This window comes from Micromonospora globbae, from assembly GCF_003610785.1.
Taxonomy (GTDB): domain Bacteria; phylum Actinomycetota; class Actinomycetes; order Mycobacteriales; family Micromonosporaceae; genus Micromonospora; species Micromonospora globbae.
This window is the reverse complement of sequence record NZ_RAQQ01000001.1, coordinates 194,917-209,306: the sequence shown is the minus strand read 5'-3', so window position 1 is coordinate 209,306 and position 14,390 is coordinate 194,917. Positions and strand designations below refer to the sequence as shown.

At 73.5% G+C, this 14,390-nt stretch carries 13 protein-coding genes; 10 read left to right on the top strand and 3 right to left on the bottom strand.

The window, feature by feature from the left end; all coding sequences use genetic code 11:
• Positions 1-2 precede the first annotated feature (2 nt).
• The 3 genes from D7I43_RS00915 to D7I43_RS00905 are packed head-to-tail and all read left to right on the top strand — an operon-like array spanning position 3 to position 2,835.
• Positions 3-776 carry a (Fe-S)-binding protein gene (locus D7I43_RS00915; RefSeq protein WP_120326406.1) on the top strand — a complete coding sequence of 258 codons (774 nt, stop codon included), beginning with the start codon at positions 3-5 and terminating at the stop codon, positions 774-776.
• Positions 773-2,203, top strand: coding sequence for a lactate utilization protein B (locus D7I43_RS00910; RefSeq protein WP_120326405.1), 1,431 nt, complete (start codon positions 773-775; stop codon positions 2,201-2,203). The genes D7I43_RS00915 and D7I43_RS00910 overlap by 4 nt, the downstream gene beginning before the upstream one ends.
• Positions 2,185-2,835, top strand: a complete 651-nt coding sequence (locus tag D7I43_RS00905) for a LutC/YkgG family protein (RefSeq protein WP_120326404.1) — start codon at positions 2,185-2,187, stop codon at positions 2,833-2,835. Before D7I43_RS00910 ends, D7I43_RS00905 begins: the two co-directional genes overlap by 19 nt.
• A 13-nt stretch (positions 2,836-2,848) precedes the next feature.
• On the opposite strand, the gene D7I43_RS00900 is transcribed toward D7I43_RS00905, so the two are convergent.
• Positions 2,849-3,727 (bottom strand): sigma-70 family RNA polymerase sigma factor, encoded by an 879-nt coding sequence (locus D7I43_RS00900; RefSeq protein WP_120326403.1) that lies wholly within the window; start codon positions 3,725-3,727, stop codon positions 2,849-2,851.
• Positions 3,728-3,879: 152 nt separating this feature from the next.
• Here D7I43_RS00900 and D7I43_RS00895 point away from each other — a divergent pair, with 152 nt between their 5' ends.
• Together D7I43_RS00895 and D7I43_RS00890 are read left to right on the top strand one after the other, a co-directional pair.
• Positions 3,880-4,341, top strand: coding sequence for a carboxymuconolactone decarboxylase family protein (locus D7I43_RS00895; RefSeq protein WP_204985114.1), 462 nt, complete (start codon positions 3,880-3,882; stop codon positions 4,339-4,341).
• Positions 4,342-4,418: 77 nt separating this feature from the next.
• The gene (locus D7I43_RS00890) at positions 4,419-6,017 is read left to right on the top strand and encodes a glycosyltransferase 87 family protein (protein WP_120326402.1); all 1,599 of its coding nucleotides are present in this window, start codon (positions 4,419-4,421) and stop codon (positions 6,015-6,017) included.
• 160 nt (positions 6,018-6,177) lie between these two features.
• Here D7I43_RS00890 and D7I43_RS00885 read toward each other — a convergent pair whose 3' ends face one another.
• Complete coding sequence (locus tag D7I43_RS00885; protein ID WP_120326401.1) at positions 6,178-6,579, bottom strand: hypothetical protein; 402 nt, start codon at positions 6,577-6,579, stop codon at positions 6,178-6,180.
• Positions 6,580-6,860: 281 nt separating this feature from the next.
• On the opposite strand from D7I43_RS00885, the gene D7I43_RS00880 reads away from it, so the two are divergent.
• Together D7I43_RS00880 and D7I43_RS00875 are read left to right on the top strand one after the other, a co-directional pair.
• A complete protein-coding gene (locus D7I43_RS00880) occupies positions 6,861-9,041 on the top strand; it encodes an amylo-alpha-1,6-glucosidase (protein WP_120326400.1) in 2,181 nt (726 codons plus the stop codon).
• Between the two features lie 100 nt (positions 9,042-9,141).
• Complete coding sequence (locus tag D7I43_RS00875) at positions 9,142-10,302, top strand: CapA family protein (protein ID WP_120326399.1); 1,161 nt, start codon at positions 9,142-9,144, stop codon at positions 10,300-10,302.
• 64 nt (positions 10,303-10,366) lie between these two features.
• Here the strand turns inward: D7I43_RS00875 and D7I43_RS00870 are convergent, their stop codons facing one another.
• Positions 10,367-11,125, bottom strand: coding sequence for a FadR/GntR family transcriptional regulator (locus D7I43_RS00870; protein ID WP_240032731.1), 759 nt, complete (start codon positions 11,123-11,125; stop codon positions 10,367-10,369).
• A gap of 136 nt (positions 11,126-11,261) precedes the next feature.
• Between D7I43_RS00870 and D7I43_RS00865 the strand changes: the two genes are divergently transcribed.
• The 3 genes from D7I43_RS00865 to D7I43_RS00855 all read left to right on the top strand — a co-directional run bounded on the left by D7I43_RS00865 (position 11,262) and on the right by D7I43_RS00855 (position 14,389).
• On the top strand, positions 11,262-12,551 hold the full coding sequence (locus D7I43_RS00865) for an ABC transporter substrate-binding protein (RefSeq protein ID WP_120326397.1): 1,290 nt from the start codon (positions 11,262-11,264) through the stop codon (positions 12,549-12,551).
• Between the two features lie 75 nt (positions 12,552-12,626).
• Entirely contained in the window at positions 12,627-13,577 is a 951-nt protein-coding gene (locus D7I43_RS00860; protein WP_204985113.1) for a carbohydrate ABC transporter permease, read from the top strand.
• The gene (locus tag D7I43_RS00855; protein WP_120326396.1) at positions 13,574-14,389 is read left to right on the top strand and encodes a carbohydrate ABC transporter permease; all 816 of its coding nucleotides are present in this window, start codon (positions 13,574-13,576) and stop codon (positions 14,387-14,389) included. The genes D7I43_RS00860 and D7I43_RS00855 overlap by 4 nt, the downstream gene beginning before the upstream one ends.
• The last annotated feature ends 1 nt before the right edge of the window (position 14,390 follow it).

Genomic DNA, 14,390 nt, shown 5'->3' with positions numbered 1-14,390 from the left:
GCATGCGGATCGCGCTCTTCGTGACGTGCCTGGCCGACACGCTCTTCCCGCAGGCGGCCGTGGCGACCGTACGGCTGCTCGAACGGCTCGGCCACGAGGTGGTCTTCCCGGAGGGGCAGACCTGCTGCGGGCAGATGCACGTGAACACCGGCTACCAGGCCGAGGCCCTGCCGCTGGTGCGCCGCCACGTGCGCACCTTCGAGCCGTACGACGTGGTGGTCGCCCCGTCCGGCTCGTGCGTGGGGTCGGTGCGGCACCAGCACGCCATGGTGGCGCGCCGCGCCGGCGACGAGCGGCTGGCCGGCCGCGCGGAGGCGGTGGGCCGCCGCACGTACGAGCTGTCGGAGTTCCTCGTGGACGTGCTCGGCGTGACCGACGTGGGCGCCTACTACCCGCACCGCGTCACGTACCACCCGACGTGCCACTCGCTGCGGATGCTGCGGGTGGGTGACCGGCCGCTGCGGCTGCTGCGGCAGGTCCGGGGGCTCGACCTCGTGGAGCTGCCGCAGGGCGAGCAGTGCTGCGGCTTCGGCGGCACGTTCGCCGTGAAGAACGCCGACACCTCCACGGCGATGCTCGCCGACAAGCTGCGCCACGTCCTGTCCACCGGCGCGGACGTCTGCACGGCGGGGGACGCCTCCTGCCTCATGCACATCGGCGGCGGGCTGTCCCGGCTGCGCACCGGCGTCCGCACCGTGCACCTCGCGGAGATCCTCGCCGCCACGGAGTCGAGCGGCCCGGCCGGGCCAGCGGAGCGGACGGCGGTGACCGCATGAGCCGGACCTTCCTCGGCATGCCGGCCACCGCGCCGCGCGGTGTCGGCCACCTGCGCGGCGACGAGCCGTTCCCCGCCGCCGCCCGGCGCGGCCTCGCCGACCCGCAGCTGCGGCGCAACCTCGGGCACGCCACCACCACGATCCGCGCGAAGTCCGGCGCGGTCATCCGCGAGCTGCCCGACTGGGAGCAGCTGCGCGCTGCCGGCTCCGCCATCAAGGCCGACGTCCTGGCCCGGCTGCCGGAACTGCTCGAACAGCTGGAGGCGGCGGTCACCGCCGCCGGCGGCACGGTGCACTGGGCGGCCGACGCGGTGGCCGCCAACCGGATCGTCACGGACCTGGTCGCCGCCACCGGCAGCGACCGCGTCATCAAGGTCAAGTCGATGGCGACCCAGGAGATCGGGCTCAACGAGGCGCTGGAGGCCGCCGGCATCACGGCCGTGGAGACGGACCTGGCCGAGCTGATCGTGCAGCTCGGCGAGGACCGCCCCAGCCACATCCTGGTGCCGGCCATCCACCGCAACCGCGCCGAGATCCGCGAGATCTTCCTGCGCGCCATGCCCGGCGTCGACCCGGGCCTCACCGACGACCCCGCCGCGCTGGCGGCCGCCGCCCGCCGGTACCTGCGCCAGACGTTCCTCACCACGCCGGTGGCCGTGTCCGGCGCCAACTTCGCCGTGGCCGAGACCGGCACCCTCGCCGTCGTGGAGTCCGAGGGCAACGGGCGGATGTGCGTCACGCTGCCCGAGACGCTGATCACCGTGATGGGCGTCGAGAAGGTGGTGCCGACGTGGCGCGACCTGGAGGTGTTCCTGCAACTGCTGCCCCGCGCGTCCACGGGGGAGCGGATGAACCCCTACACGTCGATGTGGACGGGCGTCACCCCCGGCGACGGCCCGCAGGCGTTCCACCTCGTGCTGCTCGACAACGGCCGCAGCGCCGTCCTCGCCGACGAGGTGGGTCGGCAGGCGCTGCACTGCATCCGCTGCTCGGCCTGCCTCAACGTCTGCCCCGTCTACGAACGGGCCGGCGGGCACGCCTACGGCTCGGTGTATCCCGGGCCCATCGGCGCCGTGCTGTCGCCGCAGCTCACCGGCGTGGCGGACAACGCCTCGCTGCCGTACGCCTCGACGCTCTGCGGCGCCTGCTACGACGCCTGCCCCGTGAAGATCAACATTCCGGAGCTGCTGGTGCACCTGCGCGACCGGGCGCCCCACCCGAGGGCCGAGGCGGCGGCGATGGCCGCGGCCGCGTACGTCATGGACCGGCCGGCGCTGTACGCGGCCGCGCAGCGCGGCGCGCGGCTCAGCCGCCTCGCGGGCCGCCGCGGCCGGGGCCTGCCCCCGCCGCTGTCCGGCTGGACCATCGGCCGTGACCTGCCGCAGCCGCCGCCGCGGACCTTCCGGGAATGGTGGGCACGCCGGTGAACGGGCGGGACGAGGTCCTCGCCCGGCTGCGGGCCGCCCGCGGGGCCGCGCCGGCCGCGCCCGCCGAGGTGCCGCGGGCGTACCGCCCGGCCGGCGCCGCCGCCGACGTCGACCTGCTGGTGCGGCGACTCACCGACTACCGGGCCACCGTGCACCGCTGCGACGCGGACGCGGCCGCCCAGCCGGCGGACGCCGTGGCGCGGGTGGTCGACGCCGTCCTCGGCGGGCGCCGGGTCGTGGTCCCGCCGGGCCTGCCGGCGGGCTGGCTGCCCGGCACCGTCGACGCGGTGACCGACGACGGCCTGACCGCCGGGCAGATCGCCGCCGTCGACGGGGTGGTCACCGCGGCGGCCGTGGCCGTCGCCGAGACCGGCACGGTCGTCCTCGACGGGGCGCCCGACCAGGGCCGCCGGATCATCACGCTCCTGCCCGACGTGCACGTCTGCGTGCTGCGCACCGACCAGGTGGTGGCCGGCGTGCCGGACGCCGTGGCGCGGCTCGACCCGCGCCGCCCGCTGACCTGGATCAGCGGGCCGTCCGCCACCAGCGACATCGAGCTGGACCGGGTGGAGGGCGTGCACGGCCCCCGGAACCTGCACGTGGTCCTCCTGCCGCCCGCCCCGCGGGGCTGAGCCCGGGGGCCGGTCACCGCGACGCCGGCTCGCCCACCACGACGTCGAGCGCGGCGACCCGCTCCGGGTCGACCACCGACTCGATGGCGAGGATCCGGTCGCCGACGACGAAGGTGAGCGCGACCCTGATCTGCCCGTCGACGACCACGACGGCGCCGGGGGCGGCGTCCACGTACGCGGGCACGGCGGCCTGCGCCCGGCCGTTGAAGAAGGCCGCCACGGCGGCCGAGCCGCGGGCCTCCGGGGTCGCCGCCTGGTGGGTGGCCGCCACGTCCGCCCGCAGGACGACGTGGGGGTCCAGCAGGGCGACCAGGTCGTCGAAGCGACCCTCGCGGGAGGCGGCGAGAAACGCCTCGACGACCCGCCGCTGACGGGCCGGGTCGACCTCGACGTGCCCCGAGAGCTGGACGCGGCGGCGCGCACGGCTGGCGATCTGCCGTACGGCGGCGGCGCTGCGGTCGACGACCGGGGCGATCTCGTCGAAGGAGACCGCGAACATGTCGTGCAGCACGAACACGAACCGCTCGGTGGGCGCGAGGGTGTCCAGGACGACCTGGAGGGCCCGGCCGACCGACTCGGTGAGCACGGCCTCCCGCTCCGGGTCGGCGGGCTCGACGTCGACCGGGCCCGGCGGCTCCCCGCCGTCGTCCCACGGCTGCTCCGGCCGGACGCCGCGCGCCCGCAACCGGTCCAGGCACACCCGGCCCACCGCGGTCGTCAGCCAGCCGGGAAGGTTGTCGATCTCATCGGTGCCGGCCCGGCTGAGGCGCAGCCAGGTGTCCTGGACCGCGTCCTCGGCCTCGGCGGCGGAGCCCAGCATCCGGTGGGCCACCGCCCGCAGGCGGGGCCGCTGCTCCTCGAAGTGCCGCGCCAGCAGGTCGTCGTCGTTCATGGATCCCTCACCTCGATCGCCGTCCGGAGGCGCCGATGTGACCGCGGCCACATCTGTCACACCGCCGGCCCGGCACCCGACATCCCTGTGAACCCCGCCGGGACGTCGGCACCACGACGACTCCGGCCAGCCTAGAGGACAGGACGGACACCATGACCATCGAGCCCCGCATCGTGAATCCCGCCGGGTTGCTCCCGGAGTCGATCAAGGCCATCAACCTGCTGCACAAGGCGGCGCACTCGGCCGGCGTGCCGGGCAGCACCCTCGAACTGGTGCACCTGCGGGCCAGCCAGATCAACGGGTGTGGCCCCTGCGTCGACGCCGGAGCCCGGGGGATGCGCAAGGCCGGGGAGACCGACGAGCGGCTGTTCGCGGTCGCCGCCTGGCGGGAGACGCCGTACTTCACCGACGCGGAGCGGGCCGCGCTGGCGCTCGCGGAGGCCGCGACCCGACTCGCCGACCGGGCCGACGCCGTACCGGACGACATCTGGGCCGAGGCCGCGCGGCACTTCAACGAGAAGGAGCTGGCGGCGATCGTGCTCTGGGTGGCCACCACCAACTTCTTCAACCGGATCAACGTGACCACCCGGCAGCCGGCCCCGCAGGACTGGTAGGACCGGCACCGCGGAGCGGGACGGGGGCGGCTCCGCGCCGCCCCCGCCCCGGTCCGCCGGAGCCCTATCCTGGCCCGATGGACGATCGACGCGTATGGCCGTTGTGGACCGTCTTCGCAGTGGTCGCGCTGGCCTCGGCGGCGCTCGTCCTCCGGCGTGACGACCGCCTCTCCGACCTGCACATCTACTACGGCGCCGTGTCCGACCTGCGCGCCGGGCGCCCTCTGTACGGGTACGTCGCGGAGAACGGGGGCCCCTTCACCTACCCGCCGTTCGCCGCGCTCGTGCTCTGGCCGATCACGCTCGTGGCCGAGCCGGTCGTGCAGGTGTTGTGGATGCTGGCGGCGTGCGCCGCGGTGGTCGCCGTCGCCGTGCCGGTGGGCGCGGCGCTGGCGTCCGGACCGTCGCGTCGCCGGACGGTCGTGGCGGCCGTGGCGTTGGCACTGATGCTCTCCGCGCCGGTGCAGAGCAACCTGCGCTTCGGCCAGGTCAGCATCTTCGTCGTGTTGCTGGCGCTGCTCGACGGCATGGGCGTCGTCCCGCCGCGCCTGCGCGGTGTGCTGGTCGGGGTGGCGTCGGCGATCAAGCTGACCCCGCTGCTGTTCGTCGTCTACTTCCTCGCCGTGGGTCGCTACCGCGACGCGGCGCGGGCGGCCGGGACGTTCGTGGCCTGCGCGGGGATCGCCGCGGCCGTTCTGCCCGCGGAGAGCTGGACCTACTGGGCCGGGACGGTGGCCGAGACCAGCCGCATCGGCAACCTCGCCTCGCTCGGCAACCAGTCCCTGCACGGCATGCTGCTGCGGCTGGGCGTCGACGGGGCGTCGCTGCCGGTGCTGTGGGCCGCGCTGGTGGCGGCGATCTGCGTGGTGGCACTGCTGCGTGCCCGGCGACTCGCCGCGCAGGCCCGTCCGGGGCACGCCGCCGTGCTCGTCGGCTGCGCCACCGTGGCCGCCTCGCCGGTCTCGTGGACCCATCACCAGGTGTGGCCGGTGCTCGCCGCCATGCTGCTGATCGGCACGTCCGGGGTGGCTCGCAGGGCGGCCGGCGCCGCGCTGCTGGTGACGATGGTGGTGTCGTTGGGAGCCGTCCTCGGTGCCGTGTCGATGCGACCGGGAGTGCAGTTCCTGTTCGAGAACGCCCGCGCGCTCGGCGTCGTGGCGCTCTGCCTGACCGGGTTCGGCGGGGTCGCGGTGGCCGCCGCCCGGACCCGCCGCTCCGGCACCCGTCGCGCCGCGCTGCGCGCGGGCGTCGCCGCCGCGACCGCCCTCGCGTTCTTCGCCGTGCAGCCGCTGCCCGCCGGCGCCGATCCGACCTTCAAGGCGTACGCGCTGGAGGACGTCGCCAACCCCCGTTACTTCTTCGTCTGTCGTGGGGCGGTCGAGTGCGCCACGTACGGCAGCGGCGCCCCGGTCACCTTCGGCACGCGGACCGAGAGGACGAAGGTGCGGGTGAACGGGGTGGTCTCGCCGAGCGTGGCGCGCCTCGAGTACTACTCGGCTCCGGGTGGGGCGCCGCGGGTCATCCCGCTGCTGGCCGCGTATCCCGGCTCCCGACTCTTCTCCTTCCGGTCGGCGACCATGGCCCACGGCCGTCTCGTGGCGTACGACGTGGACGGCCGCCCGATCGCCACGTTCGACGACGAACTCGCGGCCGCCTTCGACGCCGCGGCCGGCTGACGCCCCACCCGTCGACCGCGCTCGCCAACGCGTCCGCGCCGCCGCGGCGGCGCGCCCAGCGCCAACGCGCCGCCGGGACACGGGCAGCTCGACGCGCGGGCCGGCCGTCGCGCGCCCGCCGCCGTCAGGGCCGGCTGCCGGCGCCCTGCGTCCGGCCGGTTCAGGCGGCCGGCAGCCCCTCGTGGTTGAGGTAGAGGACGACCCGGAAGGCGGTGCCGTCGTCGTGCAGCAGGAAGGACGACGAGAGCCGCACCGGCGGGCCGCCGGCGGTGCGGGAGGCGTCCCAGTCCCCGCGTGCCAGCACGTACGCGTCGTCCAGGCGCTGGCAGTTGACGCCGGTCAGGACGGGGGCGTCGAGGCCGGCGTCGGCGAACGCGCGCTCCCGCGCCGGCAGGGCGGCGAGGAACGCGGCGCGCGGTACGGGCCGGGCGCCCGTGGCGTCGGCCAGCAGGAACGGGTCGGCGAAGTGCGCGGCGGCGCCCGCGGGGTCGGTGGCCCGGGAGAAGGTGGCGAGGAAGGCACGGACGCGGCCGTCGAGGGTGGCGGTGGGAGTGTCGGTCACGGCGCCACGCTACCAGCGTGAAAAGGGCATAATACCATAAAACTTCGACCAGATCAAGTGCCGACCGGTGCGTCCGCCCTCGTCCCTTCGGCCGGTGCGCGCCCCGGGAACGCCCACGTGTACGGGCCGGCGCGGCGGGTAGACGCGGCCGTCGGGCGTGCCCGCGTCGCCGGTTGCCGCCGGGAGGCGGGCCGTGGAGATGGGGCCGGGGGCATGGTGCTGGCGTGGGAAGTCGCTGCGCGAGGTGATCGCGGTCGTACGGCCGGCGGCCGGGAGCGCCGGTGACGCCGGCGGTGCGGGGCGTGCGGGTCCGCCCCGACCTGCTCTACCTGGCCAGCGGCTGGAGCACCCTGGTCACCGACGTGCGCGGGCGGATCACCGGCGGCGATCCCCAGGGCTTCTTCGCCCGCAACACCCGGGTCCTCAGCCTGGAACGGCTCACGGTGGACGACCGCGAGCCCGTCCCGTTCAGCACGGCGACGGTACGCGGGCACGCGCAGGTCTCGTACGCCGAACTCGGTGACGGGGAGCGCCTGCCGTCGCGGGCGGCGTACCTGGTGGTGGAGCGTTTCGTCGGCGCGGGACTGCGCACCCGGCTCACCGTGCTCAGCTTCGCCGACCGGGCGCTCACGACGCGCGTGCGGGTCGCGCTCGCGGCGGACTTCGCCGACACCACGGAGGCGGAGACGGGTGACCGGCGGCAGCACGGCGACGTCGGCGTGGCGTGGGACGCGGCGGCGCAGGAGCTGCGCCTGACCTACCTTCGCGACGACCTGGACCGCGCGGTGGTCGTCCGCGCCGAGGGCGACGCGCCGGTCCGGTACGCGGACGGCGTCCTCGGCTGCGACCTCGACGTCCCGGCCGGCGGGCGTGCCCGGGTGGACCTGCTCGTGGAGCCCGTCTTCGACGGTGAGCGCCTTCCCGCCCCGCCGCCGGCGTTCACCGACGCCGCCACGGCCGCGGGCACCACCGGTGGCGACGGTCGCGCGGCCGCCGCCCGGGCCCGGCTGGCCCGCGAACTGGCCCGGCTCACCACCAGCAACGGGGACGTCATGGCGGCCTGGCGGTGCGCGGTGGACGACCTCAGCGTGCTGCCGCTCGGCGAACCGGCCGGGCCCACGGCGCCGATGGCCGGGCTGCCGATCTACCAGGAGATCTTCGGGCGCGACACGATGACCGCGTCCTGGCAGGCGCTGCTCGCCGGTCCGACGATGCTCGCCGACAGCCTCCGGCTCGCCGCGCGGCACATCGGCCGCCGGATCGACGACTGGCGCGACGAGGAGCCGGGCAAGCCGCTGCACGAGGCCCGGCAGGGACCGCTGTCGCAGCTCGGGATCGACCCCTTCCGCGCCTACTACGGCGACTGGTCCACCGGTCCGGACTTCCTCGTCTTCCTCGGCCAGTACTACGCCTGGACGGACGACCGGGACCTGCTGCGGGAGCTGCTGCCGACCGCCCGCCAGGTGCTCGGCTGGCTCGACCGGTTCGCCGACCTGGACCGCGACGGCTTCCTGGAGTACCACCGCCGGTCCCGCGCCGGGTTGAAGAACCAGGGGTGGAAGGACTCGGACACGGCCGTCGTGGACGAGCACGGGCGGGTCGTGCCGAACCCGATCGCCACCAGCGAACTGCAGGCGTACTGGTACGCCGCGCTGCGGCATGCCGCCGTGGTCTTCACCGCCACGGGGCACGCCGCGCTCGCCGGCCGCCTCGTGGCCCGGGCCGCGGCCCTGCGCCGCCGCTTCCACCGGGCCTACTGGCTGCCGGACCAGGGCTGCTACGCGATGGCCCTCGACCCCGACAAGCGTCCCGTGCGCTCGGTCAACTCCAACGACGGGCACCTGCTCGCCACCGGGATCGTGCCGCCGCGGTACGCCTGGGCGGTCGCCGACCGTCTGCTCGCGCCCGACATGTTCAGCGGCTGGGGGGTGCGGACGCTGTCCGCCGCGCACCCGGCGTACAACCCGTTCAGCTACCACCGCGGCAGCGTCTGGCCGGTCGAGGCGGGCACCATCGGCCTCGGGCTGGCCCGCTACGGCTGCTGGGAGCATCTGCACCGGCTGGCCGAGGGCACCTTCTCGGCGGCGGCGCTCTTCGCCGACCACCGTCTCCCGGAGGCCCTCGGCGGCCTGCCCCGCGACGCGGACCATCCACACCCCGGCGTGTACCCGAACTCGTGCTCGCCGCAGGCCTGGTCGGCGAGCGCGGTGATCGCGCTCGTGCAGGCGATGCTGGCGTTGCGGCCCGCCGCGTCGCTGCGCACGATCTTCGTGGATCCGCACCTGCCCGAGTGGCTGCCCGACCTGGTGCTCACGGGCGTGCGGGTCGGCGACCGCACAGTGGACCTCACGGTCCGCCGCCGTCGCGGCGGGCGCACCACCGTCCGGGCCACGGGGGACCGGATCACCGTGGTGCGGCGCCCGGCCCGCCGGGCCGCGGCCGCCCGCCGGCACCGCCGCTGACCCGCGCCCGGCGCGGCCTCCCGGCTCTCGTCGGCGGGCCGGGCCGGGAGTTTTCCCGTTCGTCCCGTGGCGCGCGGAAGGCGCGGCATCATGTTCCGTTATGAGAAGAAAGCCCGTTCTGGCGGTACTGCTGGCCGCCGTGCTGGCGGCGGGCTGCGAGGCGCCCGCGCCCGAGCCCACCCGCCGGACGGCTGCCCCGACCACGGGCGCCGCCGTCCCGGCGCCGCCGGCCACCCTCACGGTCGTGGCGGCCGGTGACCTGCTCGTGCACCCTCCGTTGAGCGAGCAGGCAGCCGCCGACGCCCGCCGCGCGGGCCGGGACGGGCACGACTTCACCCAGGTGCTGGCCGCCGTCCGTCCCCGGGCGAGCGCCGCCGACCTGGCCATCTGTCACATGGAGACGCCGCTGGCCGAGCCGGACGGGCCGTTCACCGGCTGGCCGAACTTCAGCGTGCCGCCGCAACTGGCCGACGCCGCGGCGTGGGCGGGTTTCGACACGTGCTCCACCGCGTCCAACCACTCCCTGGACACCGGGGTCGAGGGCATCGCCCGGACGCTCGACAACCTGGACCGGGTGGGCCTGCGGCACACGGGCACGGCCCGGACCGCGGCGGAGGCCCGGCGCCCCAACGTCCTCGACGTCAAGGGCGTGCGGGTCGGTCACCTGTCGTACACGTTGAGCTTCAACGACATCCCGCTGCCCGACGGGCGACCGTGGGCGGCGAACCTCATCGACGCCGACGCGATCCGGGCGGAGGCCCGGCGGGCCCGGGAGGCCGGCGCGGAGATCGTCATCCTCTCGATGCACTGGGGGACCGAGTACCAGCACGAACCGAACGCCGACCAGGTGGACCTCGCCCGCGAGCTGCTGGCGTCGCCGGACATCGACCTGATCGTCGGGCACCACGTGCACGTGGTGCAGCCGTTCGAGAAGATCGGCCGCAAGTGGGTCGCCTACGGCATGGGCAACCTGACCGCCCGGTTCGCCGACGGCTCACCGGAGGAGACGCAGGACGCGGTCGTCCCCGAGTTCACCTTCACGCGTACGGCGGGGGGCCGCTGGGAGGTGACGGAGGTGACCGTCCTACCGACCTGGATGGAGTACCGGCCGCTGGCCCGGGTCGTGGACCTGACGGCCGCCGCCGCCAACCCGACGTCGCCGGCCTGGCAGCGTGCGCGGTACGCGGCCGTCGTCCGCCGGATCGCCGGCCACGTGGACCTGCGGGGCGCCGTGGCGGCCGGCCTGCGCATGCCGCACTGAGCGGCGGGCCCGTCCCGGGCGCCCGGCCGGTCCCCGGCCCGCGCGCCGGGGCGGCCTGCGTGGTCTAGCCGCGGACCGGCTCGGCGGACTGCTCCCACAGCGACCGCATCTCGTCGAACGCCTGCTCCAGGAGCTGCGCCATGGCGCGCCGGGCGCGCTCGCCGTCGTGTCGCTGGATCGCCTGGGCCACCTCGGCGTGCAGGTGCAGGGCCTGCTCGTGCGGGTGGTGCGGCATGAGGTGGTGCTTGTGGCGGCCGGTGAGCACCTCCGCCACCAGGTCCTGGAGCCGCAGGAACATCTCGTTGCCGGACGCGAGCAGCACCCTCCGGTGGAACTCGATGTCGAGGCGGAGGAACCGGTCCTCGTCGCCGGCCTTGCCGGCGGCCCACATCTTCGCGGCCAGGCCCACGAGGTCGCTCGCCTCCTCGTGGGTGGCCCGGGTGGCGGCCAACAGGGCGGCGTGCGGCTCGACGGCGGTGCGCAGCTCGGTGATCGAGCGGAGCTGGGCCATCCGGCCGTTCGACGCGAGACGCCAGCGGATCACCTGCGGGTCGAAGACGTTCCACGCGGTCGCGGGGCGGATCAGCACGCCCACCCGTCGGCGGGTCTCGATGAAGCCGATCGAGGCCAGCACGCGCAGCACCTCACGGACGACCGAGCGCGACACCGCGTAGCGCTCCACCAGGTCGTCGATGTTGAGCACCGACCCGGGCGCCAGCTCGCCGCCGCAGATGGCGGTGCCGAGATGTTCGAGGACGCGCGCGTGCAGCCCCTCGACAGGGGAGGTCTCGACGGCTGCAACCCCTGAGGAGGTCCCTTCCACGCCAAGGATCATATCAGTTGGATCAACCCCTTGAATAAGTCAGCTTTTTGCGCCTAGCATCCCGTCGTTAAGCGGATGTAAACAGCGAGGTAGCGCCTCCGCCGAGGCCGCGACCACGACAGAAGGAGAGACAAGCGTGCGACGTCGATCGATATTCGGCACATCTCTTGCCGTGGTCGTCGCCATGGGCCTGTCCGCCTGCGGCGGCGGGGACGGCGGCGACAGCGGGTCCACCACCCTGCGCGTGACGCTGGTGAACCACGTGTGGACGGAGAACATCAAGGCGGCCCTGCCGGAGTTCGAGAAGCAGTCCGGTCTCAAGGTCGAGGTGACCCAGCTCGGTGAGGACCAGCTGTCCGACCAGTACAACGTCAAGCTGAACGCCGGGTCCAGCGACATCGACGTGATGATGTACCGGCCCCTGCAGGAGGGCAAGCTCTTCGCCAAGAACAAGTACCTCGCCGACCTGACCGACCGGGCCAAGTCGGACAGCGCCTTCGAGTTCGGCGACTTCCAGGCCGCGCCGGTCCAGGCCACGACGTACGAGGACAAGGTGGTCGGCATCCCGATCATCACCGAGCAGGAGGTCCTCTACTACCGCAAGGACCTGCTGGAGAAGTCCGGCTTCAGCGCGCCGCCGAAGACCCTCGACGAGCTCAAGGCCCAGGCCGCCAAGGTCGAGGCCGACAACCCGGGCGTCGCCGGTTTCGTGGCCCGCACCGGCAAGGCCGCCGCCGTCACCCAGTTCTCCAGCTTCCTGTACAGCTTCGGCGGCGACTTCGTCGATGCCAACGGGAAGGCCTCGGTCAACACCGAGCAGGCCAAGCAGGCGTACGCCTACTACGGCGGCCTGCTGCGCGACCACGGGCCGGAGAACATCAGCACCGACATGAGCTGGTCGGAGGCGATGGCCATCTTCACCCAGGGCAAGGCCGCCTTCTACACCGAGGCCAACTCGCTCTACAAGAACGCCACCGACCCGGCCAAGTCCAAGGTGGCCGACACCGTCGGCTTCGCGGCCTTCCCGGCCGGTCCGGCCGGCTCGAAGCCGTACAACATCCCCTCCTGGGCGCTCGGCGTCAACGACGCCTCGGAGAACAAGGACAACGCCTGGAAGTTCATCCAGTGGGCCGCGGGCAAGGAGCAGTCCCTGGCGCAGCAGAAGGCCGGCGTGCCGGGCGCCCGCGCCTCGGTGTGGGCCAACCCGGAGGCGACCTCGACCTACCCGAAGGACCTCGCCGAGGCCACCACGGTCAGCACCGCCAACGGCGTCGGCCACGACCGGCCGCTGGTCGTGAAGGTCGCCGAGGCGCGGGAGATCGTCGGCCAGCCGATCGTCGACGCGATCACCGGCAAGGACTCGGCCGCATCGGCCGACGCGGCCAACGAGGCGTTCCAGAAGTTCCTCGACGACGAGTCGAAGTAGCCCCACCGCGACGGTGGCGGAGTCGACGGCTCCGCCACCGTGCCGGTCCCTGGCCCTGCGAACCCGGAGACCCCCATGTCCACCCTCACCACCCCCGTCACGACATCACCCGAGGCCCGTCCGGTGCCGCCGGAGGGGTCGGCCTGGTCGCGCTGGGCCAACGCGCACCGCAAGTGGCTCTTCGCGGCACCCGCCATGACGTTCGTCGCCGTGCTGATCGTCATCCCGGTGGTGTGGACCGGGTACCTCAGCCTCACCGACGCCGAGGGCTCGGTCCGCGCCGAGAGCGAGTTCATCGGGTTCCAGAACTACCTCGACGTGCTCCGCGACACCGACCGGTTCTGGCCGGCGGTCTGGCGTACGGTCGCCTTCACCGGCGTCGTGCTCCTCGTCGAGGTCGTCCTCGGCATGGCCATCGCCCTGCTGCTGTGGCGCCCGTTCCGCGGCGAGCGGTGGGTGCGCGTGGCGATCCTGCTGCCGCTCGTGGCCACCCCCGTGGCCGTCGGCATGATGTGGCGCCTGATCTTCGACCCGAACATCGGGATGGCCAACCAGATGCTCGGCTGGTTCGGCATCGGCCCGCAGCCGTGGCTCGCCGGCCAGCACTCGGCGCTGCCCACCACGATGTTCATCGACATCTGGCAGTGGACGCCGATGGTCGTGCTGATCCTGCTCGCCGGCCTGACCTCGCTCTCCGACGAGCCCCAGGAGGCCGCCCTCATCGACGGCGCCAGCACCTGGCAACGGTTCCGGCACGTCACCCTGCCGCTGCTGATGCCGACCGTCATCGTCGCGATCCTGCTGCGCGGCATCGACGCGCTGAAGACCTTCGACATCCTCTACGCCACGAAGGGCCGCGGCGGCGGCTCCTTCCACGAGGTGGAGACGCTCAACGTGTACGCCTACGGGCTGAGCTTCGACTACAACGACTACGGCGTCTCCTCGACCGTCCTCATCATCTTCTTCCTGATCATCATCGGGGTGATGTGGGCCCTGACCTACCGCAAAAAGGGGTTGGAGCGATGAGACCGAGCCGTCCGTACCGGGTCTTCCGTGGGGTGGCGCTCGCCGTCGTGGTCGTCGGCCTGATCGCGCCGCTGCTGTGGATGATCGCGGCGTCGTTCAAGACCAACGTGGACATCTACGACACGGCGAAGACGTTCTCGTTCTCGCCGACCGTGGACAACTACGCCAACGTCCTCCAGCGGGCGAACTACGTGCAGTACATCGGCAACAGCCTCTGGGTGGCGTTCGCCGCCACGGTGCTCTCGCTCGTCCTCGGGGTGCCGGCGGCGTACTCGATGAGCCGCTTCAACATGCGCCGGTCGGCGCTGGTGGTGCTCATGGCCCGGGTGATCCCCGGCGTGTCGCTCCTGGTGCCCTGGTACTACGTGTTCTCGAACCTGCGGATGGTCGGCGGGTTCACCGTGCTGATCCTGAGCCACATGTTCGTGTCGCTGCCGTTGATCGTCTACATCATGATGGGCTACTTCGACGGCCTGCCGACCGAGCTGGAGGAGGCGGCGCTCGTCGACGGGCTCACCCACATCGGCGCGTTCCGCCGCATCACGATGCCGCTGTCCGTGCCCGGCATCGCCACCGCCGGCATCCTGTCGTTCATCTTCTCCTGGAACAACTTCATGTTCGCGCTCGTGCTCTCCGGCGCCGACACCAAGACGCTCCCGGTGGCGATCTTCGACTTCGTCGGCTACGCGAGCATCGACTGGGGCGGGCTCATGGCGGCGGCCACCGTGGTCACCCTGCCGATCATGGTGATCGCGCTGTTCGTGCAGAAGTACGTCGTCTCCGGCCTCACCGCCGGCGCCACGAAGGGATGAC

Coding starts and splice junctions, on each gene's coding strand:
- D7I43_RS00875 (WP_120326399.1), top strand. CDS start 9,142: ATGAGAAGAAAGCCCGTTCTGGCGGTACTGCTGGCCGCCGTGCTGGCG.
- D7I43_RS00910 (WP_120326405.1), top strand. CDS start 773: ATGAGCCGGACCTTCCTCGGCATGCCGGCCACCGCGCCGCGCGGTGTC.
- D7I43_RS00895 (WP_204985114.1), top strand. CDS start 3,880: ATGACCATCGAGCCCCGCATCGTGAATCCCGCCGGGTTGCTCCCGGAG.
- D7I43_RS00860 (WP_204985113.1), top strand. CDS start 12,627: ATGTCCACCCTCACCACCCCCGTCACGACATCACCCGAGGCCCGTCCG.
- D7I43_RS00900 (WP_120326403.1), bottom strand. CDS start 3,727: ATGAACGACGACGACCTGCTGGCGCGGCACTTCGAGGAGCAGCGGCCC.
- D7I43_RS00905 (WP_120326404.1), top strand. CDS start 2,185: ATGGTGGGCACGCCGGTGAACGGGCGGGACGAGGTCCTCGCCCGGCTG.
- D7I43_RS00915 (WP_120326406.1), top strand. CDS start 3: ATGCGGATCGCGCTCTTCGTGACGTGCCTGGCCGACACGCTCTTCCCG.
- D7I43_RS00890 (WP_120326402.1), top strand. CDS start 4,419: ATGGACGATCGACGCGTATGGCCGTTGTGGACCGTCTTCGCAGTGGTC.
- D7I43_RS00855 (WP_120326396.1), top strand. CDS start 13,574: ATGAGACCGAGCCGTCCGTACCGGGTCTTCCGTGGGGTGGCGCTCGCC.